21 protein-coding genes and 1 pseudogene are annotated in these 24,698 nt (G+C 73.5%); 3 read left to right on the top strand and 19 right to left on the bottom strand.

What is annotated here, in order from left to right:
- Positions 1-151: 151 nt before the first annotated feature.
- The 13 genes from AAD528_RS09865 to AAD528_RS09805 all read right to left on the bottom strand — a co-directional run bounded on the left by AAD528_RS09865 (position 152) and on the right by AAD528_RS09805 (position 14,944).
- On the bottom strand, positions 152-874 hold the full coding sequence (locus AAD528_RS09865) for an FHA domain-containing protein (protein ID WP_375339602.1): 723 nt from the start codon (positions 872-874) through the stop codon (positions 152-154).
- Between the two features lie 132 nt (positions 875-1,006).
- Complete coding sequence (locus AAD528_RS09860) at positions 1,007-1,990, bottom strand: RDD family protein (RefSeq protein WP_345751901.1); 984 nt, start codon at positions 1,988-1,990, stop codon at positions 1,007-1,009.
- A 62-nt stretch (positions 1,991-2,052) separates the two neighbouring features.
- Positions 2,053-2,379: a hypothetical protein gene (locus AAD528_RS09855; protein WP_345751900.1), complete on the bottom strand. Its 327-nt coding sequence runs from the start codon at positions 2,377-2,379 to the stop codon at positions 2,053-2,055.
- A gap of 16 nt (positions 2,380-2,395) precedes the next feature.
- Entirely contained in the window at positions 2,396-2,857 is a 462-nt protein-coding gene (locus AAD528_RS09850; protein WP_345751899.1) for a hypothetical protein, read from the bottom strand.
- Positions 2,854-3,249 (bottom strand): hypothetical protein, encoded by a 396-nt coding sequence (locus tag AAD528_RS09845; protein WP_345751898.1) that lies wholly within the window; start codon positions 3,247-3,249, stop codon positions 2,854-2,856. Before AAD528_RS09845 ends, AAD528_RS09850 begins: the two co-directional genes overlap by 4 nt.
- Positions 3,246-6,146, bottom strand: coding sequence for an ADP-ribosyltransferase (locus AAD528_RS09840; protein WP_345751897.1), 2,901 nt, complete (start codon positions 6,144-6,146; stop codon positions 3,246-3,248). The genes AAD528_RS09845 and AAD528_RS09840 overlap by 4 nt, the downstream gene beginning before the upstream one ends.
- 1 nt (position 6,147) lies before the next feature.
- Positions 6,148-6,459, bottom strand: coding sequence for a hypothetical protein (locus AAD528_RS09835; protein ID WP_345751896.1), 312 nt, complete (start codon positions 6,457-6,459; stop codon positions 6,148-6,150).
- The gene (locus tag AAD528_RS09830; RefSeq protein ID WP_345751895.1) at positions 6,459-7,154 is read right to left on the bottom strand and encodes a WXG100 family type VII secretion target; all 696 of its coding nucleotides are present in this window, start codon (positions 7,152-7,154) and stop codon (positions 6,459-6,461) included. The genes AAD528_RS09835 and AAD528_RS09830 overlap by 1 nt, the downstream gene beginning before the upstream one ends.
- 93 nt (positions 7,155-7,247) lie before the next feature.
- Positions 7,248-7,544, bottom strand: a complete 297-nt coding sequence (locus AAD528_RS09825) for a WXG100 family type VII secretion target (RefSeq protein WP_345751894.1) — start codon at positions 7,542-7,544, stop codon at positions 7,248-7,250.
- 209 nt (positions 7,545-7,753) lie between these two features.
- The gene (locus AAD528_RS09820; RefSeq protein WP_345751893.1) at positions 7,754-8,782 is read right to left on the bottom strand and encodes a hypothetical protein; all 1,029 of its coding nucleotides are present in this window, start codon (positions 8,780-8,782) and stop codon (positions 7,754-7,756) included.
- Entirely contained in the window at positions 8,779-9,309 is a 531-nt protein-coding gene (locus AAD528_RS09815) for an FHA domain-containing protein (RefSeq protein WP_345751892.1), read from the bottom strand. The genes AAD528_RS09820 and AAD528_RS09815 overlap by 4 nt, the downstream gene beginning before the upstream one ends.
- A 48-nt stretch (positions 9,310-9,357) precedes the next feature.
- Positions 9,358-13,686, bottom strand: a complete 4,329-nt coding sequence (locus AAD528_RS09810) for an FtsK/SpoIIIE domain-containing protein (RefSeq protein ID WP_345751891.1) — start codon at positions 13,684-13,686, stop codon at positions 9,358-9,360.
- 28 nt (positions 13,687-13,714) lie between these two features.
- Positions 13,715-14,944 (bottom strand): hypothetical protein, encoded by a 1,230-nt coding sequence (locus AAD528_RS09805; protein WP_345751890.1) that lies wholly within the window; start codon positions 14,942-14,944, stop codon positions 13,715-13,717.
- Positions 14,945-15,118: 174 nt separating this feature from the next.
- Here AAD528_RS09805 and AAD528_RS09800 point away from each other — a divergent pair, with 174 nt between their 5' ends.
- On the top strand, positions 15,119-15,754 hold the full coding sequence (locus AAD528_RS09800) for a hypothetical protein (RefSeq protein WP_345751889.1): 636 nt from the start codon (positions 15,119-15,121) through the stop codon (positions 15,752-15,754).
- The gene (locus AAD528_RS09795) at positions 15,754-16,527 is read left to right on the top strand and encodes a hypothetical protein (protein WP_345751888.1); all 774 of its coding nucleotides are present in this window, start codon (positions 15,754-15,756) and stop codon (positions 16,525-16,527) included. Before AAD528_RS09800 ends, AAD528_RS09795 begins: the two co-directional genes overlap by 1 nt.
- 6 nt (positions 16,528-16,533) lie before the next feature.
- Here the strand turns inward: AAD528_RS09795 and AAD528_RS09790 are convergent, their stop codons facing one another.
- The 4 genes and pseudogenes from AAD528_RS09790 to AAD528_RS09775 all read right to left on the bottom strand — a co-directional run.
- Entirely contained in the window at positions 16,534-16,842 is a 309-nt protein-coding gene (locus tag AAD528_RS09790; RefSeq protein WP_345751887.1) for an amino acid transporter, read from the bottom strand.
- A complete protein-coding gene (locus tag AAD528_RS09785) occupies positions 16,839-17,474 on the bottom strand; it encodes an acyl-CoA synthetase (RefSeq protein WP_345751886.1) in 636 nt (211 codons plus the stop codon). Before AAD528_RS09785 ends, AAD528_RS09790 begins: the two co-directional genes overlap by 4 nt.
- A 354-nt stretch (positions 17,475-17,828) precedes the next feature.
- Positions 17,829-18,980 carry a cystathionine gamma-synthase gene (locus AAD528_RS09780; protein WP_345751885.1) on the bottom strand — a complete coding sequence of 384 codons (1,152 nt, stop codon included), beginning with the start codon at positions 18,978-18,980 and terminating at the stop codon, positions 17,829-17,831.
- 26 nt (positions 18,981-19,006) lie between these two features.
- Positions 19,007-20,041 (bottom strand): annotated as a pseudogene (locus AAD528_RS09775) (pyridoxal-phosphate dependent enzyme); the annotation flags it as partial.
- A 279-nt stretch (positions 20,042-20,320) separates the two neighbouring features.
- Between AAD528_RS09775 and AAD528_RS09770 the strand changes: the two are divergent.
- Positions 20,321-21,256, top strand: a complete 936-nt coding sequence (locus AAD528_RS09770) for an ATP-grasp domain-containing protein (protein ID WP_345751884.1) — start codon at positions 20,321-20,323, stop codon at positions 21,254-21,256.
- A gap of 107 nt (positions 21,257-21,363) precedes the next feature.
- Here AAD528_RS09770 and AAD528_RS09765 read toward each other — a convergent pair whose 3' ends face one another.
- Positions 21,364-23,661: an exo-beta-d-1,3/1,6-glucosidase gene (locus AAD528_RS09765; protein WP_345751883.1), complete on the bottom strand. Its 2,298-nt coding sequence runs from the start codon at positions 23,659-23,661 to the stop codon at positions 21,364-21,366.
- On the bottom strand, positions 23,658-24,698 hold the full coding sequence (locus tag AAD528_RS09760; protein ID WP_345751882.1) for an ABC transporter permease: 1,041 nt from the start codon (positions 24,696-24,698) through the stop codon (positions 23,658-23,660). The genes AAD528_RS09765 and AAD528_RS09760 overlap by 4 nt, the downstream gene beginning before the upstream one ends.

Below are 24,698 nucleotides of genomic sequence, written 5' to 3'. Positions count from 1 at the left end.
TGTCACCGATGTCCTGATGCAGGAACCGTCACCGATGTCCTGATGCAGTTCCGTCACCGATGTCCTGAGACATCACACGCGGTTTCTGGCGCGAAAAGGCGTGTCCTCGCTGAGAGCACGTGTTCTCAGGGAAGAGAAGCCCGCGCGGGGGTCAGTCCTCTTCGACGTCGTTCTGGTTGCGCAGGGCCTCGTCGTCGAGGAGGGCGAGGTCGGCGCGCGTGACGAGCTGGGACGTCACGGCGTACTCCACGAGCCGCGCGCGGCGGTTCGTGGCGAGCTTGCCGGGGCCGCCGCGCAGGCCCTGCACGCCCATCCGGTCGAGCTTGTCGCACACGTTGTCGAGCTTGCGGTTGAACTTGCTCATGGTCCAGCCGAGGCGCTGCGCCGCGGCGCTCGACGACGGCAGCTCGCTCATGCTGACACCCTCGCGGCGCAGCATGGGCTCGGCGAGCGCGACGATCAGCAGCTTCTGCAGCGGCGTGAAGCTCACGGGCATGACCGTGGTCTCGCCGCTCATGGACGCCTCGATCTGGCTCGAGACGGCGTACTGCGCCTCCTCCGTGTAGAGCGTCAGCTCGTACGTCGTGGGGCCGGCGGTGAAGACGATCACGCTCTGCGCGAAGACGATCGGCATGCGCGCGCCGGGCGAGAGCCACGACTGCACGGCGCCGCCGGCGCTGGAGATCGTGGCGGCCAGGCGCGATCCGACGTTCGCGAGCCACCACAGGCCGTCGTGGTACTGCAGCTCGAGGAACTGGCGGTGGAGGTACTGGTTGTCGTCGATCTCGAGGTCACCCTCGCGGCCGATGACGAACGGGCGCCCCATGGGCACCTCGATCCACTCGCCCGCGAATTCGACGCGCAGCGGCGCGATCCTGCCCGGCATGGTGTTGACCTCGACCTCGTCGAACTCCCCCGTCGACGAATTCACATCTGCCAAGATTCGACCCCCTCCCCGGGACATATTGTCATGCCCGGCGTGTCACCGCCCGCTCCGGGGTCAGGGTCAGAGCACGTCGGCGACGCGATCGCCGAACAGGATGCGGTCTCCCGCGGTCACGCGGACGGCCGCGCCGGGCGGGACGGGGATGGTCGCGCCGCCGCGCAGGATGCTCGTGCCGTTCGTCGAGCCGCGGTCGCTCACGAACAGTCCGTGCGCGTCGACCGCGAACGCGAAGTGCGTCTTGGAGATCGAGCGGGCCTCGTCGGCGATCGGCACCACGTGCATGACGACCTCCTCGGCTGCGGCGACGGGCGCGCGGCCCGCGAGGCCCGGGCCGTGGACGTCGACGAGCTCCCCGGTGTCGAAGCGCAGGCGCACGGTCTGCGGGGTCGGGGCGACGGGCGCGGGCGCGGCCTGAGCCGGCGGCACGGCGCTCGGCGCAGGCGCCGCCTGGGCCGGGGCGCCCGCGGCGACGCTGCGGACGCGGGCGCGGCCCCGCGCGGCCTCGAACGCGACCGGATCGGCGGGGTCGACCGCGTCCAGGTCGATCAGCCACGCGCGCGCCGCGTGGTCGTGCCAGCCGCGGCCGCGCTGCTCGATGTCGAGCAGCGGCGAGATCAGCATCACGGCGGATCCGACGAGCGGCACGATGCCCGATGCCGCGACGATCAGCGCGCGCAGCAGCGCGCGTGCGAAGCCGATCGGCTTCAGCGTGGCGGGGTCGAGCGTGCGCAGCCGCGTCAGCTGCTTCCCGAAGGTCTGCCCGCGCCGTCCGTTCGAGGCCAGCTGGATCAGCCCGTACACGACCAGCAGCACGACGCAGATCGCGCCGACCAGGATCGCCCACAGCTCGCCCGTGAGGAGGAGCGGCAGCGTGAACGGCAGCGGCAGGAGGAACAGGATCGCGGGGATCGCGTCGATGATCGCGGCGATCACCCGGCGGCCCGTGGGCGCGGGCGCGATGCCGAGCAGAGCGGCGCGCTCGATGCTCACGGGCGCGGGCTCGGGCGCCGCCTCGCGCTCGTTGATGATCGCCCAGCCGCTCACTCGATCCCTCCCACGGTCGTCATCCTGTCACGCGCGCGGGGGCCGCGCGGGAGACGCGGGCGTCACCACCCCGGCATGCCGGCGCAGGCGATCGAGAGCTGCTGCAGGCCGAGGCGGGGGTCGCTCAGGATCGCGCGGGCGGCGGGGACGTCGCCGTTCTCGAGCTCGCGCGCGACCGAGGCGAGCATGTCGTCCGCGGTCGCATGCCACTGCAGGTATGCCGCCGAGGCGATGCCGTCGGTGCCCTCGGCAAGGATGTCCCGCAGCCTCTGCACGGCTCGTAGCGCGGGCTGCGCGGCCGAGGCGTCGAAGCCCGCGCTGACCGCGGCGCCCATGAGCTCGAGCACCGGCCGCACCAGGTCGCCGCAGCGCTGTTCGATCGTCGTCACGTCGTCTCCGATGCGCTCAGGCCGTTGCGAGATCGCCCGTGAACCGGTCGATCCGGATGGACACGGGCGCCGCCGCCGTGAGCCGCTCGCGCGCGTCCCGCTCGAGCGCGGCGGTCTGCTCGGGGCCGACCTTCTCGTCCGGCGCGATCTCGAACACGGCGCGCACGGTGCGGCCGTCGACGTCGAACGAGTGCCACAGGGCGAACGTCGTCCCGGGCAGGAACACGACCTCCTGCTCCTCCCGCGCGGCGGAGAACAGCGACACGTCGCGGCCGTTCCGCGACGCGATGGCGTAGACGTCGGGCGACTGCGCGAGAGCCCCCTCCCTCTTCGTCGCCGACACGAGGCCCCGCGCGACGGCGACCTGCCCGTCGCGCACGAACTCGGCGCCGTCGGGGCAGGCCCGGAACACGAGGCCCTCGTACGCCGGGAGCTTCTCCAGGCCGGCGATCAGGTTCTGCACCTGCGAACCGCTCATGAGGTCTCCTCGCTGGTCATCGGTCCATCCTCTCCGTCGGCCGCGAACGGCGCGAGCGCCGCGGTGCGCGCCTCCTCGCCCAGCCGGTCGCCGGCGAGGATCGCGGTGCCCGCTCGCGCAACGGCGCCGGAGAACGCCTGCCACGCCTCGCCCCGACCGACCTCATCGAGTATGCCCGGGGTGTCCGAGACCCGGCGGGTGAACATGCGCAGCCGCATCAGGTCCTCGTCCTGCAGGCGCAGCTCCTGCCACTCGCCTCGCGCCTCGGCCGACAGGTCCGCCGGCCAGGCCGCCGCCCGCCGGACGGCGAGCTGCCGCTCGGCCGGCGACTGCGCCACCAGCCGCCGCCCGAGCCGGTCGAGCAGGACCTCCCGGTCGTCGTCCGCCGTCACTGCGCGGGCCCCTCGGGGATCTCGCGGACCGTGAGGTGCCGGATGCCGTCGGCATCGGGCCCGTGCCAGTCGAGCACCTCGAATCGCTCGCCCGGAGCCAGCAGGATCTCCGCCTCGCCGCCGCGGTACGCCGAGAACGGATCCACGTTCGCCCCCGTCGCGGACTCGTACGTGATGATCGTCGGGTACTCCGGGTCGTACTTCAGCCCGCCCTTGAACCGGTCGGCGACCGCCGGATCGGTGGAGGTGCTCGAGAACGCCAGGTCTCGATAGGTCGGATCGCCGGCGTCCAGCGCGACGACGACGTGCTCGGGCAGGTCCGTGCCGCGGTACAGCGGGCCGGTGTACTGCGGCAGCGCCTCGCGGCCCGACATCGCGTTCGTGAGGCGGTCCAGCATGGCCTCGTCGACGACGCGCGGATTGCGGAGCGCATCGTTGATCTCCCGGTACGCGCCGGTCGTGTACTCCCACATGCCGCGGATCTGCTCCTTGGACAGCTCCGGGTGCAGCGCGTGGGTCTCATCGATCCACTGCTGCACCGAGGGGTCGTCGAGCGGGGTGCCGTCCGCGGGAGGCTGGGGCACGTCGTCGTAGCGATGCAGCGCCTCGTGGTTCGGATCCGCCGGCGGCACGCCGTCGGAATCGGCGGCGCCGTCCGGATCAGCGGCGCCGTCCGGATCGGCATCGCCGTCGGGCGCGGAGGCGTCCTCGGCCGGGCCGCCGGGCTGGTCGGCGTCACCGGGGCCGTCGGGCTGGGTGTCGTTCGCGGCGGCGTCGGCCACCTCGTCGGCGATCGCGTCGTCCATCCGGTCGCCGAGGCGGTCGATCGCGCTCGCGTCGGGCACGTCGATGTCGGCGACCGGCACGATCCCGGGAGCCGCCGCGCCCGCCCCCGCGGGCGTCGGCGTGTCGTCCGCGCCGTGATCCGGCGTCGGATCCGTGCCGTGCGGCGCGGAGTCGGGGCTCGGCTGGACGCGATCGGCACCCTGCGGCGTCGGATCGGCCTGGTCGGCGCCCGGCGCGTCGCCGCCGCCGGCCGGCGCATCGCCGTCCACACCGGCGGGCGAGACCGGGGCGTCGCCCGGCAGGTCGGATGCGGCCGGAAGGTCCGATCCCGCCGGAGCATCGGGCGAGGCCGGAGCATCGGGCGAGGCCGGAGCATCGGGCGCGGCCGGAGCGTCGGGCGCGACCGGAGCGTCGGGCGCGGCCGGGGCACCCGAGGAGTCCGGCGCGTCGCCGCCGCCCGGCAGATCGCCGTCGCCCACGGGGCTGACACCCGGCACGTCGACGCCGCCGCTGTCGCCGCCGAGACCGCCGGCATCGCCCGCGCCGGCGGGGGTCGGGGCGTCGATGTCCGGGGTGGTGGCACCACCCGCGTTCCCGGCGGGGGAACCCGAGGGACCGCCGGCACCGCCGGGCGCCGGCGGGTCGAGCGGACTGCCCGGGCCGCCGGGTCCGCCCGCGCCGCCGCCGGGCGTCGAGCTCGGGGACGGTCCGCTGCCGCCGAAGTGCAGGCCGAGCGGATTCAGCGTGTTCGGCAGGAGGCCGCCGAGCTTCGTCGCGCCCATGGCGCCGCCCGACATCACCCCGCCCGTCAGGACGCCCATCACGGCCGCGTTCAGCGGGTTGAACCCGCCGCCGTCGACCGCGTCGGCGGTCACCTCTCCCGCGACGCTGCCGGCGACGTCGCCGCCGAACGTCCGGAACGGCGAGCTCCCGCCCGGGTCTCCCGTCACGCCGCGTGTGATGGGACCGGATCCGCCCCCGACGTACCGCGTGACGGTCGACGAGACCGACGAGCTCAGTCCGCCGACGATCGCGGCCTGGAACACGCTCTGCTGCTGGTAGTAGGGGTCGTTCCTGTTGGTCGCGTTCATGATCAGCGTCGAGCCGCTCGAGGCCACCGCGCCGATCGCGCCCTGCTTGAGGGCGCTCGTGATGTACTTCAGCTTGCGCAGATCGCTCGCCGAGCTGCCGAGGCGGAAGAGCGTGCGCAGCAGGTCGCGCAGGTCGTCGATCAGCTTCTTGATCTTGTTCACGAAGCGGACGATCGTCAGCATGATCTTGCCCGCGCCGGCCGCCGCGCCGAGGCCGGCGGTGAAGATCGACACGACGACCGTGGCGCCGATCTCGATGCCGACCTCGATCACCATCTGACGCATCGTGTCGGCGATCTGCTCGCGCGTCGCCTTCAGCTGCTCCTTGTAGTTGCGGCACTTGCCGAGCAGGTAGACGGCGGTGCCGCGCGCGGACTGGATGATGTCGAACAGCGCGTCGATCGCCTGACCGATGTCCGTCTTCTGGGGCAGGTCGGCGCCCGGAAGCGGATCGAAGCCCAGCAGCTCCGCGTTCGCGCTGTTGAGGGCGATGCCGAGGTCGCGCCAGGCCGACTCGGCCGTCTCGAGCAGGTCGGGGTCGCCCGAGGGCAGCTTGACGCCCACCTTGTCGAGGCCGTCCTGGATCCAGTTGTCGAACCCCCCGAGGTCGAACGGCATCGCGGTCCCGCCGTCGCCGAAGGCGCTCGGCACGAAGACCGATCCGCCGGCCGTGGTCGCCGGCACGGGGGTGATCGTCGGCTTCTCCCCGGCGCCGGGCTTCTGGGCGGCGTCGTACGTGTGGGCGGTGTTGGTGATCGCCGCCTCGAGCATGTAGACGAGGTCGGCGGCGGCCAGCGCGCCCTCGAGCGCCTTCCGCGAGAGGTCGTCATAGCCGGAGCTCTCTCCTCCGACGGACTCGTGGCAGAACAGCTGCCCGAGGTCGGAGTCGCCCGCCATGCTGCCGGTGCCGGACAGGGCCGCCTGCGCGGTCCCCACGGCCGTCTCGATCCGGTTGGCGATGCCCCGCAGCTGGGCGGCCTGCCCGATCACGGTCGCGGGATCGATCTCGATCGTCGTCATGTCAGCCCCCCAGCTGGCCCAGGATCCGGGTCCAGCGCTGATCCTCCGCCTCGATCGCGGAGGTGTACGCCGCCTCGGCCGCGCCGGCCTGGCCCCACAGCGACTCGGCCACGGTCCGCATCCCCTGCGCGCCGACCGCCCAGGCCTCGAACTGCGCCATGAAGCGCTGCGACGCCGGGCCCTGCCAGTCGTTCGGCAGCATGTAGGCGAAGCCCGAGGCCCCCAGGCGCAGCGCCTCGCAGTACTCCATGAGCGACTGCAGCGTCTGCTTCAGCGCGCGCAGCTCATCCGTGTCCGCCCTCTGCTCGGCCATCAGCCGCGCTCCCCTTCGAACGTGAGGCGCGCATCGCGCCCGCCGCGGCGGTCGCCGTCACCCCGGTCGCCGTCGTGCGCCGCCTCGTTCTTCTCCGTGGAGGGTCCGGGCTCGCCGCCGTCGGCGCCCGGCACGCCGTTCAGCTCGTCCACGCTGTCCTGCAGCAGGAACGGCCCCGCGCCGATGCCGTCCGAGTCGCCGTCGCCGTCCGTGTCCTCCGTGCCGCCGCCCGAGTAGCGCCCGGCGCCTGCGCGCACCGCGCCGCCGCCGAACTGCTCCCTTTCGCGGTCGCCCGCGTAGTCGCGGCCGAAGAACTCGGCCATGTCCTCCGCGCGCGCCTCGCCCGCGCCGACCGCCCTGCCGTGCGCCGCGCTGTATCTGCGGACCGCCGAGACCGTCGGGCGGGCGGTCGCGAAGCCGCGGCTGACGCCCGCCTCCGTCGTGTCATAGCCGGCGCTCGCGGCCATCAGACCGCCCTGCAGCGCGGTCAACGACATCCGCACGGCGTCGGCCATCGCCGTGAACGCCTTCCAGTGCTCGGCGAACGACTCCTGGTCATCGCCCTTCCATGTCGGCAGGACGCCGTTCACCTGGGACTCGACGGCCGCGAGATTGCCGTCGAACGTCGCGATGACCGACCCGAGGTGGGCGGCCACCTCGGTGAGCGACTCCGCCCTGACCCTGAACTGCACCATCAGATCCCCCCTGACACGCGAGAAGCCGCGCCGATTCCGGAGCCCGCGACCGCCTCAGGCGAGGCGGCCCGCCGGGCCTTCCGCTGCTGCGGCTCAGCCGTTGAAGGTCGAGGCGATCGCGGTCTCGCTGTCCTCGTACGACAGCGACGCCTGGTTCAGCAGGTCGCTGATGCCCTGCAGCGACTCCTTGAGCTGCTGACCGGCCTGGTCCCACTGCGAGTACAGCTCGTTGAACGCGACCGATGCCGAGCTCGTGACCCAGTCGCCCGAGACGAGGCCGTCGACGAGCGACTTCAGGTTGGCCAGCTGCGACTCGATCGACTGCGATCCGCTCGAGAGCTGACCGGCGACGCTGGCGAGCGACTCCGATGTGACCTTGATGTCTGCCATTTCCCTACCTCCGTGTGTGAGCGGTGCCGTCGAGGCCCGCACGTTCGGTGAAAGCGATCGGATCCTGCGCTCCGCACCTCACGGATCCCCCCGATCGACGACAACGCTAACCGCGACTGAGATATCTGTCTGTGGGGATCGCTCCCCCGGGCACCGCGACCGGGGGAACCTCGACCCCGGGGAGCGCTGCCCATCCCGCTCACCGGCGCTCAGCCGAGCCCCTGCACCAGGAACGCGACCACGGCGACCACCGCGCCGAGGATCAGCAGGCAGCCGAGCCCCGACCAGTCGCGCGAGCGGCGCAGCCTCGGCGAAGCCGGCACCCCGTCCGCCGCGGCGGCGTCGTCTGAGGTCACGCCGCGCCAGCCATCCCACTGGTCGAGCTTGGCGGTCACCGCCTGCACGATCGACCCGACCTGCTCCCAGCGCCCCGGGTTCAGGGTCGAGAACCGCTTCGGCGCGTAGACCAACAGCCACGGACCGACGATCTCGACGTAGTGACCCTCGGCGCCATCCACGAACCGCGCCATGACGTCCGGGGTGAACAGGTACAGCGCATCGCGCTCGGCGCCCGCGGGGCAGTACAGCGTGTACCAGCGGTCGAAGTCGCCCTCCAGGGAGAGGTGCTGGCTGCCGATCAGCGGATCGGGGAACGCGACGCCGTTGCCGACGCGCGGCTCGAGCACGATGTGGGGCAGGCTCGTGCGCAGACGCACCGCGATGTAGCCGAACACCTCTCCCGCGTTCGCGCCCTTCCCGCCGGCGGTGACGATCGCGTTGCCGACCTCGACGTGCCGCGGCGCGTCCACCGAGTACACCTCGACGGCGCGCACGCCGAGGGGGCCGTCGAACAGCGCGCCCGGCGGTCGCTCGCCCTGCCGCTCGGCATCGAAGCGCAGGCCGTTGGCGGCCGCGAACCGCGTGCGCGCATCCGGCGCCGCGAGCACCATCCGCCCGCCCGGCGCCACCAGCTGCCACACCACGATCGCGACGAACGGCAGCGCGAACACCGCGAGCCACCATCCCCCGAACGACAGCGCCAGGATGTACCCCACGACGCCGAAGGTGGGCAGGTACAGCAGGCCGAACAGACCGAGGATCCTCGGGAGCTGGCGGATCCGCTCGCCCCAGCCGGGGACGTCGTGCGTGCGCTCGACCAGGCGGTCGTGGCCGAACTCGTCCTCGGCGCCGGCGAGCGCCGACGTGTCGAGCCGCCCCGGGGCGAAGGGCGAGCTCACAGCGGAGCCGCCTCGACGCGCACGTCGCCGACCCACAGCACGTCGCCGCGCAGCACCGTGACCCGCTCGCCCGTGCCGGGGAGCGGGATCCGCCGGCCGCCGCGCTCGATCGCGGATCCGTTGCTCGATCCGGCGTCGCCCACGCGCAGCTCGCCGTCGCCGAGGTCGAGGAACAGGTGCACGCGGGACATCGAGCGCGTGTCGTCGGCGACCTCGATCGCCTGAGCGCCCATGTTCACGGCCGTCTGCTCGGGCTTGCGGCCGATGACGGCCGCGCCCGCCACCGCGATGCGCTGCCCCGTCGAGAACGTCAGCTGCACGCGATCCGGCCACCCCTTCGCGACGGGCACGGGGGCGGACACGTGTGCCGCCGGGGCCGCGGGGCGCGGCGGCCGGGGCGGCGGCGCCCAGCCGGTCGCGGCCTCGTCGCGCGCGGCGCCGGGCAGGATCAGCTGCCCGCAGCCCAGGCAGTACATCGTGTTGGGTTCGAGCGTCGCGCCGCAGTGGGCGCAGCGTGCGGAGGCCAAGAGTCGCTCCTCGGTCGGGATCGGATCGTCAGGATCGGATCGGGCGGGTCATTGACGGAGATCCGGCACCCGCACCTGGATCCATCCGGCGGGGGTCATGAGCACGCCGCCGCCCGCGGGGACGGCGCCGAGCATGAACTTCGGGATGGGCATGCCGGCGGTCTGCGTGCCGTACATGGCGGACTGGGGCTGCAGCACGAGGGCGCGGCGGGCGCGCTTGGCCTCGACGAACGGGCCGCCGAACAGCGTGGAGACCGACTCGATGTCGGCCGCCACGATGAACCGCGCGCGGTGCTTGACGCCCGTCAGCGCGTGCTCGATGGCCGCGTTCTTGAACTGCTCCGCGTCGTCCACCACGACCGTGACGACCTGCTCGCCGAACGGCGCGAGCAGCTCGTCGAGCTCGGGCGGGGTGAGCGTGCCGTTCTCGATCACGGGCACGCCGGACGCCCGCGCGGTCTCCGTCAGCACCGACGGACGCGGGGCCGCCACCACGACCGGCGCGCGACGCGCCGCGAGCTGCGCGACGACCAGCGCGAGCGTCGACGAGCGCCCGGACCGGCGGCCGCCCACGGCGATGAAGCCGCCGTCCTCGGGCCACTCGAGCGTGTACCGCTCGAGGCGATCGCCGCCCACGCCCACCACGACGCCGTGCGGGGCGCTGTCGTGCGCGACCGGCAGGTCCGCCGCCGTGCTCATCGCCACGTACTTGGGCATCGGGTCCACGCGGAACGGCGCGGGCGCCGTCGACGGCTGGGACAGCTCCTCCGCCGCCTGATCCCACGCGTCGCGCACCGCCTCGACGATCCGGCGCAGCGCGGTCGTCTGGGCCTCGCCGCTCGTGTCGCGGCCGAGCACCGCGAGCTGCGCCTCGGCGGCGTCGGCGCCGAACAGCACACGACCGGCGGGCAGGTTCGTGGGGATGTCCTTGGCGTAGATGCCCGCGGCGCGGTAGTCGCCCACGTCGCGCACGGGCAGCACGTACTGCGTGTCGATGAAGGTGGCGATCTTGTCTCCCGGGACACCGCGGTCCGCCGTCATCACCACGCGCACGCCGACCGCCGGGCCCTCCCGCAGCAGGCGCAGGAACTGGTCGCGGAACGCGATGAGCTGGTCCGGGTTCATGGTCGAGAGCATCCGCTCCCAGCCGTCGACCGCGACGATCGCGAACGGCAGCGCGCCGCCGGGCGCCGCGCCGCGGCGCTGCTCGGCGATGTTGCCGACGCCCGCGTCCGACAGCACCGCCTGCCGGCTCGCGAGGTCCTCGAGCAGCCGCCGCATCAGGCGCGGCAGCCGCTCGGAGTCGAGCTGCGTGACGACCGCGCCGCAGTGCGGCGCGTCGGCCAGCGGCAGCAGCGCGCCGTTGCCGAAGTCGGCGGCGTAGACGTGCACATCCGCGGGGCGGAAGCGCTGCACGACCTGCGCGAGCACGGTGCGCACGGCGCTCGTGCGGCCGGACATGGCGCCGCCGAAGAAGAGCAGGTGCGATCCCGTCGCGAGATCCCAGGTGAGCGTGCGCTGCGCCTGATCCTCCGGCACGTCCTCGAGGCCCAGCACCAGCTCGGTCTCCCCGCGCTCCTCCACCTCGAAGCGCTCCAGCGGCAGCGTGGCGGGCAGCGGCATGAGCCAGGGGCTCGGGTTCTTCGGGATGCCGAGCTGCTCGGTCGCCGCGGCGACGAGGTTCACGAGGGCCCGCAGGTCCGTGTCGTCGTGGTCGTGGTTCTCGGCCTTGGCCGATTGCGGGTACTTGGGCGGGAAGCCCAGCGAGTCCCACTCGAGGGGCGCCTTGGGCGGCAGCACCTTGACGGCGCGCTGCACGCCCGGCCGGATGCCCGCCACGCGCGCCGTCTGGAACGGCGACGGCGCGGACGACGGGCTGAGTCGCGCGAAGCCGCGACCGGGCGTGGAGGGCGCGATGAGCGCCGCCTCGCCCGAGCCGAGGACATCGCTCGAGTCGCTGCGGTCCACCACGCGCAGCGCGATGCGCAGGTTGATGTTCGACTGCATCTCGGGTGTCACCACGCCCGAGGGGCGCTGCGTCGCGAGCACCAGGTTGACGCCCAGCGACCGGCCCACGCGGGCGATCCGCACGAGGCCGTCGATGAACTCCGGCAGCTCCGTGCGCAGCTCGGCGAACTCGTCGATCACGAGCATCAGGCGCGCGAGCCCGCGCTGCGCGGCGGTCTCGGCGTCCTTCGCCCAGGCCGCGTCGATGTCCTTGGCGCCCATCTCGCGCAGCACCTGCTCGCGGCGCTTCAGCTCCGCGTCGAGCGACGCCAGGGCGCGCTCGGTCTCGCGCGCGTCGAGGTTCGTGACCATGCCGACCGTGTGCGGCAGGCGCTCGCAGTCGGCGAAGGCCGATCCGCCCTTGTAGTCGATCAGCACGAAGTTGAGCGCATCCGGCCGGTTCGCCATCGCCAGGCCGATCACGAGCGCCTGCAGGAACTCGGACTTGCCGGATCCGGTCGTGCCGGCCACGAGCGCGTGCGGCCCGTCGCGCGAGATGTCGAGCGCGAACTCGCCGTCCGCGTTCGCGCCGACGACCACGTAGGTGTTGCGCGGCTGCTGGGTCCACCGGCGCACGAGCGGCGAGGGGTCGTCGAGATCGATGCCGAGCAGGTCGACCATCCGGACGCTCGTGGGGAGCATGGCCTCGTCGCCGACGCCCGACACGTGCTGGATGGAGCACAGGCTGCGGGCGATCCGCTCGCACTCCGGCACCGACAGCCCGTCGAGCAGGACCGCCGGGAAGTAGCCCGCCGGCGTCTCGAGCGTGGCGAGCGACGCATCGGCGGGATCGACCACGACCAGGCTCTTGGCCTCCTCCGGCAGGCGCGAGCGGTCGCTGTCGAGCGCGATCACGTGGATGCCGTGCGCGGGGCCGTGCTCGAGCAGCGGCACCATGCCGGGCAGCATGCGGAACCGGCGCGCGCCGTCCACGACCACGAGCACATCCGTCGGCGCCTCGTACCCGCGCTGCCCGGACATCCTCATCCGCAGGTCGAGCGCGACGGCGATCTCGCGCAGCCGCTCGCGACGCGTGTCGTCGTCGTTGCCGACCATGGCCGGCACCTCGTCGGCCAGGTGCGTGTGCGGCAGCCAGGCGGTCCAGCCCCACTCCGCGTCCTGCGCCTCGTCGCACAGCACGATCAGCTCGGCGTCGCGGGGGCTCCGCAGCGTCGCGAACGACGCGACCATGGCGCGCGCGGTCGCCCGCACGGCGTCGGCGGGTCCCGCGAGGCCCACGACGCCCTGGCGCAGGTCCACCGCGACGGGCGCGGGCGACACCCCCACGCGCTGTTCCGTGCCGCGGTCCCGGCCGCCGCCCTCGAAGCGCACGTCCAGGTCGATCTCCGTCACGCCCACGCGCAGCTGCGCCGCGTCCGCGTCCCGGCGGCGGCGCTCCCACAGGCGCGACAGCGGCCGCAGCGCGATGTCGCGGATCACCACCGGATCCGGGAAGCGGTACCAGGCCTCCAGGCGCTGTCGCTTCACGAGCTCCCGGATGCGCTCGCCCGCGCGGCCGATCTCCTCGATCCACTGCGCCTCGGTCTTCAGGCCCTTCTTCCTGGCCTGGCGCTGCTGGGTGACGAAGGAGCCGACCACCATGATCGGGCTCGCGGCCGCCATCAGCAGCATGACGGGACGCTGGAAGACCATGGCCATCGTCACTCCGAGGATCACCGGGATCAGCGCCGACAGCCACGGCAGCGGCGAGGCGTCCTGATCGTCCGGCTTGTCTCCCGGCAGCGGGATCATGGGCTGCGGCCGCTGCGGCTGGATGCGCGAGGGCCGGTTGAAACCGCGCGCGCCGAGGGCGTCGGTGAGGTCGGCGTCGGAGCCCGGCGCGATGCCGATCCGGATGAGCATGCTGCCCAGCTGCACGAGGTCGGCGGGCACGATGCGCTCGGCCGTCCGGATCTCGATCCCGTTCACCAGGACGACGGCGCCCGGGGCCGGCGTGACGGTCGCCAGGAGCGGATCGGCGGGTCCGCCGAGGGAGATCTGCATCGTGAGGTGCCCCGCGCCGAGCGACGGATCCGCGACACGCACGTCGTCGCCCTCGCCCGCCCCGATCGTGATCGCCTGGCCGCGCTCGAGCGGCACGGTCGCGCCCGCGAACGGGCCGCCGATGACCTCCAGCCGCACCGTGCCGGGCGCCGGCTCGGGCGCCGAGACGGGCGGGATGATCGACCCGGAGAGCAGACCGGCCTCGGTGAGCGGCGTGGCGGGCTCGGCGTCGCGCACGAGCAGCTGCGGGCTCACGCCGAGCGACTCGGCGACCTCGCCGACCGTGGTGGCCTCGTCGACCCTCAGCAGCCACGACCTGCCGTCGCGCTCCGCCGGCGAATCCCGCAGCGTCAGCCGCACGCTCATCGGCTCCTCCTCGTCATCGATCCTGTCCTCATCGTGCCCCGACGCGGTCGAGCAGCTCCACGAGCGGCGCGAAGACGCCGGTCTGCGCGCCGCGGTCCTCGGGGGGCGCGGGCGGCGCGATCGCGGTGGCCACGCGCAGCAGCACGTACTCCTGGGGCTGCTCCTCCTCTTCGGGCTCGCCCTCGCCCGATCCGTCCGGACCGGCGGAGGCCGATGCGTCCGCCGGCTCCTCGCTCTCCCGCGCGTCCGGGTCCGGGGAGGGTGCCGGGCGCGGCGTCGTGCGCGGCTCCGCAGGCGCGAGGCCGGGGGCGGGCAGGTGCACGTCGGCGCCGTCCGCGACGAGCGTGACGGATCCGGTGACGAGGTCCCCGCCGCGCGCGACGTGGAAGGAGAACTGGTCGACGGCGGCCCTCTCGAACGGCCGGTAGGTCGCGACGCCGGCCGCGTCGCACACGACCGTGCCGTGGATCGCGCCGCCGCACAGCACGTGCGACTCCGCCTCGGCGGCGCCCGCCGGCACGTGGATCAGCTCGCGCAGGTCGATCTCGCCGCCCTTCGCGGGCAGGGGCCGCTGCACGTGCTGGGCGAGCGGCGCATCGCCGCCCTGCCGCGACACCGGCACCGTCAGCGCGGTCGGCTGCGACCAGCCGTCGTACCCGTCGCCGAAGCGGATCGTGATCTCGAGCGGGCCCTCGAACGACGGCTTGGGCCGCACCACGAGGTGCGTCTCGGTGGGCAGCACGGTCGCGACGCCCTCGGGGGCGAAGGACGTGACCTCGAGGCCGCCGCCGTCGGCGCACGCGGTGCACTGCACGCCCAGGTCGCTGATCGGGATGAGCAGCACGCCGCCCGCCGGCGCCGGGAACGGGTACGTCGCGGTCGGCAGCTCGGGCGCGGCGGGCGGCTCCAGCCCGAGGACGTAGTCGATCGTCGTGCTCGAGCGGCCGTTCGACATCGCCACGGGCACGACGACGTCCTCGAACTCCGGGTCGTAGCCGGGCGAGACCACCGTGAACCCCTCGGCGGGGTCGCACGCCGCGACGAGCGGCGCGCCCGCGGCGAGCACCGCCGGGCAGTCGCGGAGGCTCCAGCCCTCGGCGGGCTTGACGACCTTCTCGCCCGTGTAGGGGACGGCGATCGCGTTGGGCCCCGCGTAGCCGGCGGCGTTCGCGGGAGCGCCCGGGGCACCCGCGCCGCCGAGCACCAGGAACGCGGCCGCGGCGAACGCGCCGAGGACGACCGCGATCCGCGCGCGCATCCGATCCCCCTCCCGGCGGCCGCCCCCGCAGCCGACGCGCTCCATGCTAGGCCGCACGGCGGGCGCGGCCGGGGTGGAGGCCTCCCCGGCCGTCGGCATGCGGTCTCGCGGCGATCCGTGCAGGATGGGATCCGGGGCCGCGTCCGCGGTCCGGACGACCGAGGGGGATCGGGCATGGCGGACTCGCGACGCGCGCTGCGCGACCGCAGCGCGCCCGCCCCGGCTCACGCCCCCGCGCCGGCTCCGACCCCCGCCCCGCGGCCCGCGCCCCGGCCCGGCCCCGGCACCCTGCTCGGCGTCGAGCCGGGACAGCCGGCCCTGCGCTCGGTCGTGCCGAAGCCGCCCCTCGGGCGCGGCGGCTGGCCGCTCCCGACGCTGAGCGCGCGCGAGCAGCGGCCTCGCCGCTGGTGGGCGCATCCGGCGTTCATCGTGTCGGCGGTGCTCACGTTCCTCTCGATGGCGGGCATGGCGGCCTGGATGATCGTGGCCGCGGTGACCGCGACGGACGTCGTCGTGTCGAGCCTGGCCGTGACGGAGGCCGGCGGGGCGCTGCACCTCGACTGGGAGGGCCCCGACGCGTCCTACAGCCTGTACGCGCTGCACGGCGACGGGCAGGTCGTCGACGTCTCGACGGCGATCCGCGGCGGCACGGACGCATGGCTGCCGTCGGCCGCGGGCCTGTACGACCCCGAGACGTGCTTCGTCGTGCGCGAGGCGGGCCTGGAGGCCGAGGTGACCCTGAACGCCGCCGACCTGGAGGCGCAGGGCGGACGCAGCGCGTGCGTCGCGGACGCGCGCGCCGAGGGATGATGCGGGTCGCGCGTCCGGCCGCCGTCGCGGCGGGGATCCTGGCGCTCGCGCTGGCGCTCGCGGGCTGCCGCGGCGACGACGGCGAGACGCCCCCGCCGCCGGCCGCGCCCGAGGCCGACGCATCGCGGTGGGATCCGGACAGCGGCGACAACGGCCTGTGGCTGCTGAGCGGGCCCTCCGCCATCGCGCAGATCGTGCGGGCCATGCGCGACGCCGGACCCGTGACGGTGAAGGGCGAGGTCACCGAGCTCGTCACGCCGGAGGACGCCCAGCAGGACCCGTTCCCCGGCCGCCGGATCGCGGTCGACTACGCGGGCGAGTACGGGCACCTGCGCGCCGCGGTCGACGCGGGCGACGTGTCGATCGAGGTCGTGATGACGGATGGGCGCGCCTACGTGCGCGGCAACGCGGCGCTCGCGGAGCGCACGGGCGTCGCGGCGTTCCGCAAGGGCTGGGTGTGCACGACCTCGCCCGACGTCCTGCTCGGAGACTGGGCGCCGCTGCTGGAACCCGCGGCGCTCGTCGAGACCCTGGCGTCCGGCGCCGAGGAGTTCGCGGTCATGGAGCCCGAGCCCGGGGCCGAGACGACCGAGGCCGTGATCGGGGCGAGCGAGAGCCCGTTCGGCACCCTGACGGTCGCGTCCGTCGGCCCTCCGCTGCCGCAGGCGTTCCTCGCGGGAGACGTGTCGGGCGACGGATCCTTCACGTTCGGCGACTGGGGGACGTCCCCCGAGATCGCCGTCCCGACGGACGTGTCCCAGCCCTGCGACTGACCCGGATCAGCCCCGCGGCTCGTCCTCGCCCGTGTTGTCCTTGGGAAGCAGCACGGGGCGGTCGATCGTCTTCTCGCGATCGGCGGGGTCCACGACGAGCAGCAGCAGCGACAGGCCCAGCAGCACCACGATGAACGCCACGCCCGCCACGATGCCCGCGGTCGACCACGCGCGCGCGATCTGATCGGCAGGAAGCGCCTGGAACGCGCCCATCACCATGGCCGTCACGAAGCCCCCGAACAGGGCGGCGGCGAACGCGATGCCCAGCAGCTGGGCGGGGCGCATCAGGTCGCGGCGGGTGGGCTTGTCGGTCACGGGCGGTCCTCCTGCGCCGTCGCGGCGCTCGCGGTCTCGGCGGCGGCTGGCTGCGGGGAGAGCCCCGCGATGCCCAGGTACACCGCGACGACGGCGGCGTACCCGCCGAGCAGGCCGACCGCGATGATCGTCCCGGTCAGCGTGAAGCCGCGTCCGGCGTCCTCGATGAAGTAGTTCAGCGTGTAGTCCGCCGGGACGAACAGCAGGGCGACTCCCAGCAGGATCGTCAGCGCGCCGACCACGACGGCGTCGCGCGACTCGCTGCGGCCGAGGCGCGCGCGCTGCCGGATGCCGACGAGCAGCTCCGTCAGGCCCGCGATCAGCGCCCACGCGATCGTCACGACGAAGAACAGCGTCCCCGAGCGCAGGGTGACGGCGCTGGCCGCCATGCCGGCGACGAGATACAGCGAGCCGAGCAGGATCGCGGCGCCCCGGTGCCCCGCGGGAGACACGAGCCACGCGGACACGGCGAACACGAGGGCGGTCGCGATGCCGAACCCGCCGAACACCGCGAGTCCGACCTCGGCCGAGTGATCGGGCGAGAACGTGACCATCAGCGCCGCGAGCGCCGCGAACAGCGCACGCAGCAGCTGGATGTGACGCGCGGTCACTCGCAGGGGGGCGCTGGGCATGGTGGATCCGGGATCAGGCTCGAAGGGACGGATCCAGTCTAGGCGCGCGAGTCTGTGCGCTTTCTCTGGTCTGCCCGCTTCGCGGGGTAGAGCATCACGCGTCATCGATCGCTCGACTGTTCCTCTCCCGCTTCGCGGGGGTAGTGCAGTGAACGTCATCGATCGCTCGTCGGACGCTTCGCGCCGGAACTCGGGATCGATCGCTGTCGCTTCGCTCCATCGAGGGCGGATCTCGCGTTTCGAGATGGCCGGCAGTCGGTGCGCTCCACGCTCCGCGCTGGGCGCGTCGCACAGGGGCACACGTTCTGGAGGCGTCGCGGCCCGTGAGCCGGAGCGAGCCCCAGGCGGGCCCTGCTACAGCGCGGCGAGAGCCTGGTCGAGGTCGGCGAGCAGGTCGTCGACGTGCTCGATGCCGACGGACAGGCGCACGACGTCGTCGGGCACCGCGAGCTCGGTGCCGCGCACCGACGCGTGCGTCATCTCGTCGGGGTAGTTGACGAGCGACTCCACGCCGCCGAGCGACTCGGCCAGCGTGAACAGGTGCGTGGACTCCGCGAAGCGGCGCGCCGACGCGGCGTCGCCCAGCGCGACCGAGACGATGCCGCCGAAGCCGGTCATCTGCGCGGCCGCGATGTCGTGGCCGGGGTGCGACGCGAGGCCCGGGTAGTAGACGCGCGCGACGCGGTCGTGGCCCTCGAGGAACCCGGCGACGGCCTGGCCGTTCGAGGAGTGCCGCTCCATCCGGATCGCGAGGGTCTTGATGCCGCGCGTGGTGAGCCACGCGTCGAGCGGCCCCGAGACCGCGCCGGCCGCGAACTGCAGGAACTGCGGCTGCTCGGCGAGCGCCGCGTCGGCGAACACGAGCGCGCCGCCGACGACGTCCGAGTGGCCGCCGAGGTACTTGGTGGTGGAGTGCACGACGACGTCGGCGCCGAGCGCGATCGGCTGCTGCAGCGCGGGCGAGGCGAACGTGTTGTCGACGACCACGACGGATCCGGCCGCGTGCGCCTTGTCGGCGAGCGCGCGGATGTCGGTGATCCGCAGCAGGGGGTTGCTGGGCGTCTCGACCCACACGATCTGCGGCGCGCGCTCGGCGAGCGCGGCGTCCACGGCGGCGGGGTCGCTCAGGTCGACCACGCGCAGCTTCACGCCCCACGGGCCGAGCACGCGGGCGAGGAGGCGGTGGGTGCCGCCGTAGACGTCGTTGCCGAGCAGCACCTCGTCGCCGGGGCGAAGCAGGCCGCGCAGCAGCGCGTCCTCGGCGGCCAGGCCCGACGCGAACGACAGCGCGCGGGCGCCGCCCTCGAGCGCGGCCAGCTGCGTCTCGAGCGCGGTGCGCGTCGGGTTGCCCGCGCGGCCGTACTCGTACCCGTTTCGCAGCCCGCCGATGCCGTCCTGCGCGTACGTCGTCGAGAAGTGCACGGGCGGGATCACCGCTCCCGTCGTCTCGTCCGGCGTCTGCCCCGCGTGGACGGCAGCGGTGTCGAACTTGCGCGAACTGGTCATGCGATGCTCCCTGCGGTTGCCTCATCGGTCGGAATCGGGGCGGCGGCGGCCGCGAGCTCGGCGTGCAGCGACGCGGGCACGAGCGGCGCCGGACCGTCGACCTCGAAGCCGTGCGCACGCATCCAGTCGTCGTCGAACACCTTGCCGAGATACCCGCGGCCGTGGTCGGGCAGCAGCACGACCACCACCGCCTCGGCGGGCAGGTCGCGCGCGGCGCGAAGCGCGGCGACCACGGCCATGCCGCTCGAGCCGCCGACCAGCAGGCCCTCCTCGCGCGCGAGCCGCCGGGTCATCGCGAACGACTCGGCGTCGCCGATCCGGTGGATCTCATCGACCACGGTGGGATCGTAGGCGCCGGGCCAGAAGTCCTCGCCGACGCCCTCGACGAGGTAGCCGTGCACGCCCGAGGCGTCGTCCGCCGAGTAGATGGATCCGACCGGATCCGCTCCGACGATGCGCACGCGCCCCTCGGACGCCTGCTTCAGGAAGCGGCCGGTGCCGGTGATGGTGCCGCCGGTGCCGACGCCCGCGACGAAGTGCGTCACGCGCCGGTCGGTGTCCCGCCAGATCTCGGGGCCGGTCGAGCCGAAGTGGCTGCGCGGCGCGTTCTGGTTCGAGTACTGGTCGGGCTTGTAGGCGCCCGGGATCTCGCGCACGAGCCGGTCGGACACGCTGTAGTACGAGTGCGGGTCGTCCGGCTCGACGTTCGTCGGGGTCACCACGACCTCGGCGCCGTACGCGCGCAGCACGTTGCGCTTGTCCTCGGAGACCTTGTCGGGCACGACGAACACCGTGCGATAGCCGCGCTGCTGGGCCACGAGCGCGAGCCCGACGCCCGTGTTGCCGCTGGTCGGCTCGACGATCACGCCGCCGGGGGCGAGCTTCCCCTCCCGCTCGGCCGCGTCGATGATGCTGCCGGCGATGCGGTCCTTGGAGGAGCCGCCGGGGTTGAAGTACTCGACCTTGGCGAGCACGGTGGCGGCGATGCCCTCCGTGACGCGATTCAGGCGGACGAGCGGGGTGGAGCCGACGAGGCCGTCGACCGAGTGTGCGTAACGCAAGAGTGTGTCCTCAGGGGTGATGCACGGCGGAATGGTCGTCGCCGTGGAAGCTGTCGATGGTCGTTCTGGGGCGCGCTCGAAGAGGGAGCGCGCGGGCCTCAGCGACAACAGCGACAGGTGTGCACGCGACCACGGTAACGCGCGTCCCCCGCATCCGCCAATCCCCCGGCCTCCCCGCCGCCCGTCGTTGACCCGATCGGCCCGGATTCCAGGCCGAATTCGGGCCGATCGGGTCAACGGGCGGCCCGGGGTGCGCGTCGTGCGGGCCAGACTGGAGGCATGACAAGCGCCAAGGTCTACGCGATCCACGAGAACCCCGAGTGGTGGCCGCCGTTCGCGGCCGCGTTCGAGGCGCAGGGCGTTCCGGCCGAGCAGTGGCTGCTGACGGACGGGTCGATCGACCTGTCGTCCGAGCCGCCGGAGGGCGTGTTCTGGTCGCGCCTGTCGGCCTCCGCGCACACGCGCGACCACGCGGCGTCCAAGGAGTACGGGCGCGCCGTGCTGCGCTGGCTCGAGTCATGGGGGCGCACGGTGATCGGCGGCAGCGGCACGCTCGAGTTCGAGATGAGCAAGGTCGCGCAGCACGCCGGGCTGCGCGCCGCGGGCGTGGACGTGCCGCGCACCGTCGCGGTGTTCGGCGCGGGAGACCTGAAGCGGCGGGCGCGCGAGTTCCCGGTGCCGTTCATCAGCAAGCACAACCAGGGCGGCAAGGGCCTGGGCGTGCGCCGCTGGGACGCGCACGCCGACTTCGAGGCGTGGGTGGACGGCCCCGGCTTCGAGCCCTCGCCGGACGGCATCACCCTGATCCAGGAGTTCCTCGCGACGCGCGAGCCGTTCGTCACGCGCGCGGAGTACGTCGACGGCGAGTTCGTCTACGCCGTGCGGGTCGACACCAGCGCGGGCAGCTTCGAGCTGTGTCCGGCCGACGCGTGCGCGATCGACGGCGAGGCGCTGCCGCCCTTCGCGCTGCGCGCCGAGGTCGGGGCGGATCATCCGCTCGTCGCCCGGCACCGCGCGTTCCTCGCGGCATCCGGCATCCGGATCGCCGGCATCGAGTTCGCCGAGACGGTCGACGGGCGCCTGGTCACGTACGACGTCAACACCAACACGAACTACAACCCCGATGTGGAGGCGACCGCGCCCCGCTCGGGGCCGGGCGAGATCGCCCGCTTCCTCGGCGGGCTGCTCGCGGCCGAGGCGGCGGTCCCGGCCTGAGAGAAGGCGGGCCGCGCGGGGACGTTCACCACAAGCGTCCCCGCGCGACCCCGTGTTCTCGCCTCACCACCGCAGAGGAGTGAAGGAGCAGCGGCCAGGCGAGAGTCTCAGGCGGTGATCTCGAACTCCGCGCGCAGCAGGTCGTCGTCGCGCGAGGACGGGCCGATCCGCAGCTCGAACCGCCCGGGTTCCACCACGCGGCGAGCGCGCGCGTCGACGATCGTGCAGGCCGAGGCCGGCAGCTCGAGCCCGACCACGCGCTCCTCGCCGGGGGCGAGCGGCACCTGCGTGAAGTGCTTGAGCTCCTTGTCGGCCCAGCTCACGGACGTCACGATGTCGCTCACGTAGACCTGCACGGTCTCCAGCGCGGGGCGCGATCCGGTGTTGCGCACCGTCACCTCGGCGCGGACCGTGCCGTCCGCCGTCACGGTCGGCGTCAGGATCCGGGCGTCCGCGTACTCCACGGTCGTGTACGACAGCCCCTCGCCGAACACCCAGGCCGGGGCCTGCGTCAGGTCGGCGTACCGGTCGCCGTGCTGGCCGCGGATCTGGTTGTAGTACGTCGGCTGCTGGCCCACGTGCCGCGCGAACGACAGCGGCAGGCGGCCGCTCGGCTCGATCAGCCCCAGCAGCAGCTCGGCGATCGCCCGCCCGCCCCGCATGCCCGGGTTCGCGACCCACAGGATCGCGGACGCGCCCAGAGCGGACGGCGGCAGCACGAGCGGCTTCGACGCGAGCAGCACCACGATCAGCGGCTTCCCGGTCGCGGCCAGCGCGTCCAGCAGCGCGACCTGGGCGCCGACCAGCTCGAGCGTCGCGGTCGAGCGCGCCTCGCCGACCAGCTCGATCCGGTCGCCCACGACCGCGACGACGTAGTCCGCGTCGGACGCGCGCTCCACCGCCTCGGCGATCATGGCGGCGTCCGGCTCCGCGGGCTCCACGACGAACGGCCGCGGCTGCCCGTCCGGGAACAGCGCGCCCGCGGGATCCGGCACGAGCGAGAGGATCTCCGCGCCCTCCGCGAACGAGACGTCCCAGTCCGCCGGCGCGTGCGCGCGCAGACCGTCGAGCACGGTCGTGATCATGTCGCGCGGCTGACCGTCGGGCAGCCATCCCGCCTGTCCCGAGCTGCCGGCCCAGTCGCCGAGCTGCGTCTGCGCGGCGTCCGCGAGCGGCCCGACCACGGCGATCCGGCGCTTCCCGGACCCGCCCGTGGCGCGCCCGTGCGCATCGGCGGCGAGCCCGCCCTCCAGCGGCAGCACCCCGTCGTTGCGCAGCAGCACGAGCGAGCGGCGCGCGATCTCGAGGTTCAGGTCGGCGTGCTCTGCCGCGCCGAGCACCTCGGTCATCCGCCCGAGGTCGGGGTGGCGCGGCCGCTCGAACAGCCCCAGCTCGAATTTGAGCGTCAGGATGCGCGCGACCGCGTCATCCAGATCCGACTCCGCGAGCATCCCGCGCTCGAGTGCCTCGAGCGCGCCCTCGAAGAACGTCGGCGTGGTCATGATCATGTCGTTGCCGGCCTTCACCGCCGCGGCCGCGGCGTGCGCGATGTCGGGCTGCACCTTCTGCTCCCACACCATCCGGCCGACGTTGTCCCAGTCGGTGATGAGCGTGCCGGTGTAGCCCCACTCGCCGCGCAGCACGTCGCTGAGCAGCCACTCGTTGATCGTGATCGGGATGCCGTCCGTGGTCTGGTAGCCCAGCATGAACGTGCGGCAGCCCTCGCGCGCGACGCGCTCGAACGGCGGCAGGAACCACGAGCGCATCTTGCGCCGCGAGATGTCGGCCTCGCTCGCGTCGCGCCCGCCCTGTGTCTCGGAGTAGCCCGCGAAGTGCTTGGCGGACGCGAGGATCGCCGTCTGGTCCGTGAGCCCGTCGCCCTGGTAGCCGCGCACCATGGCGCTGGCGAGCTCGCCGATCAGGTGCGGATCCTCGCCGAACGTCTCGTTCACGCGGCCCCAGCGCAGATCGCGCGTGATGCACAGCACGGGCGAGAAGGTCCAGTGCACGCCGGTCGCGGCCACCTCCACGGCGGTCGCGCGCGCGGCCCGCTCGAGCAGCGAGGCGTCCCACGTCGCCGCCATGCCGAGCTGGGTCGGGAAGATCGTCGCGCCCTCGCAGAACGAGTGCCCGTGGATGCAGTCCTCCGCGACGACCAGGGGGATCCGCAGGCGCGTCCGAGCGGTGAGCGCGTGCGCGCGCTCGAGCCGCTCGGGCGACGTGTGCAGGATGGACCCCGCCTGCCGGCGCAGGATGTGGTCGTCGAGGTCGTCGCGCGCGTCGAGCTGCAGCATCTGCCCGATCTTCTCCTCGACCGTCATGCGGGCCAGCAGGTCGGCGACGCGCTCCGCGACCGGCAGCGACGCGTCGAGGTAGGCGGCGGTCGCGGTGTCGGTCGTCGTCATGAGGATTCCTTGCTCGCGGGGCGGACCGCGGTGACGGCGGAGGTCGCGCTCAGGCCCCGCTTCTTCAGGGCGCGGGCGCGCTCGCCGGCCGAACGGAGGCGGGGGTTCACGTACTCGTCGATGCCGAAGTTCACGAGCGACAGCGCCACGCCCAGGATGGCGATGCACAGGCCGGCCGGGACGTACCACCACCAGTACGCCGGGAAGGCGCCGTTCTGCTGGGCCCAGAACAGGATGGTGCCCCAGTTCAGGTTGGTGATCGGGATCACGCCGATGAAGGCGAGCGTGGTCAGGCCGAGCACGGCGGCCGTCACCGTGCCGACGAAGCTCGACGCGATGATGGCGAGCAGGTTCGGCAGCATCTCGACCAGGATCAGCCGCGGCAGCGACTCGCCGTTGGCGCGCGCGGCCTGGATGAAGTCGCGGTTGCGCAGCGACATGGTCTGCGCGCGCAGCACGCGCGCGCCCCACGCCCAGCCCGTCACGGCGAGCGTGAGCGCGATGATCCACAGCGGCGGGTCCTCGAACGACGACGCGACGATGATGATGAGCGGCAGGCCCGGGATCACGAGGAACACGTTCGTGAGCGCCGACAGCGACTCGCTGCGCCAGCCGCGCGTGTAGCCGGCGACGACGCCGACGAGCACCGCGATGATCGTGCCCATCAGCCCCGCGAGGAAGCCGACGACGAGCACGCCGCGCGTGCCGAACACGATCTGGCTGAAGATGTCCTCCCCCATGTGGGTCGTGCCGAGCAGGTGCGTCGCGGAGGGCGCCTGGCGCAGCGCCTGGTAGTCCTTCTCCATCGGGCCGAACGGCGCGATCAGGTCGCCGAACAGGGCGACCAGCACGAACACGCCGATGATGATCAGGCCCGCGAGCGACTTCGGGTTGCGGAACATCGCGAACGACGCGGCGATCTGCCCCGCGAACGTCTTGCGCCGGGGCGGCTCGCCGCCCGCGGTCGAGCGGATGGTCGCCGTCTCGGGCACGCCGATCCCGGCGGCCGGGACCTCTGCGGCAGCGGTGTTGGTCAT

Origin of the sequence: Microbacterium rhizophilum, from assembly GCF_039605615.1 — a bacterium.
Lineage (GTDB): Bacteria > Actinomycetota > Actinomycetes > Actinomycetales > Microbacteriaceae > Microbacterium > Microbacterium rhizophilus.
This window is presented reverse-complemented; position numbering and strand designations above follow the sequence as displayed.

What these genes read in the sequence shown, in the direction of transcription:
- AAD528_RS09800 (WP_345751889.1), top strand. Translation starts at nt 15,119, where the DNA reads ATGGCGGACTCGCGACGCGCGCTGCGCGACCGCAGCGCGCCCGCCCCG.
- AAD528_RS09770 (WP_345751884.1), top strand. Translation starts at nt 20,321, where the DNA reads ATGACAAGCGCCAAGGTCTACGCGATCCACGAGAACCCCGAGTGGTGG.
- AAD528_RS09780 (WP_345751885.1), bottom strand. Translation starts at nt 18,980, where the DNA reads ATGACCAGTTCGCGCAAGTTCGACACCGCTGCCGTCCACGCGGGGCAG.
- AAD528_RS09805 (WP_345751890.1), bottom strand. Translation starts at nt 14,944, where the DNA reads ATGCGCGCGCGGATCGCGGTCGTCCTCGGCGCGTTCGCCGCGGCCGCG.
- AAD528_RS09795 (WP_345751888.1), top strand. Translation starts at nt 15,754, where the DNA reads ATGCGGGTCGCGCGTCCGGCCGCCGTCGCGGCGGGGATCCTGGCGCTC.
- AAD528_RS09840 (WP_345751897.1), bottom strand. Translation starts at nt 6,146, where the DNA reads ATGACGACGATCGAGATCGATCCCGCGACCGTGATCGGGCAGGCCGCC.
- AAD528_RS09760 (WP_345751882.1), bottom strand. Translation starts at nt 24,698, where the DNA reads ATGACCAACACCGCTGCCGCAGAGGTCCCGGCCGCCGGGATCGGCGTG.
- AAD528_RS09810 (WP_345751891.1), bottom strand. Translation starts at nt 13,686, where the DNA reads ATGAGCGTGCGGCTGACGCTGCGGGATTCGCCGGCGGAGCGCGACGGC.
- AAD528_RS09785 (WP_345751886.1), bottom strand. Translation starts at nt 17,474, where the DNA reads ATGCCCAGCGCCCCCCTGCGAGTGACCGCGCGTCACATCCAGCTGCTG.
- AAD528_RS09765 (WP_345751883.1), bottom strand. Translation starts at nt 23,661, where the DNA reads ATGACGACGACCGACACCGCGACCGCCGCCTACCTCGACGCGTCGCTG.
- AAD528_RS09825 (WP_345751894.1), bottom strand. Translation starts at nt 7,544, where the DNA reads ATGGCAGACATCAAGGTCACATCGGAGTCGCTCGCCAGCGTCGCCGGT.
- AAD528_RS09850 (WP_345751899.1), bottom strand. Translation starts at nt 2,857, where the DNA reads ATGAGCGGTTCGCAGGTGCAGAACCTGATCGCCGGCCTGGAGAAGCTC.
- AAD528_RS09835 (WP_345751896.1), bottom strand. Translation starts at nt 6,459, where the DNA reads ATGGCCGAGCAGAGGGCGGACACGGATGAGCTGCGCGCGCTGAAGCAG.
- AAD528_RS09830 (WP_345751895.1), bottom strand. Translation starts at nt 7,154, where the DNA reads ATGGTGCAGTTCAGGGTCAGGGCGGAGTCGCTCACCGAGGTGGCCGCC.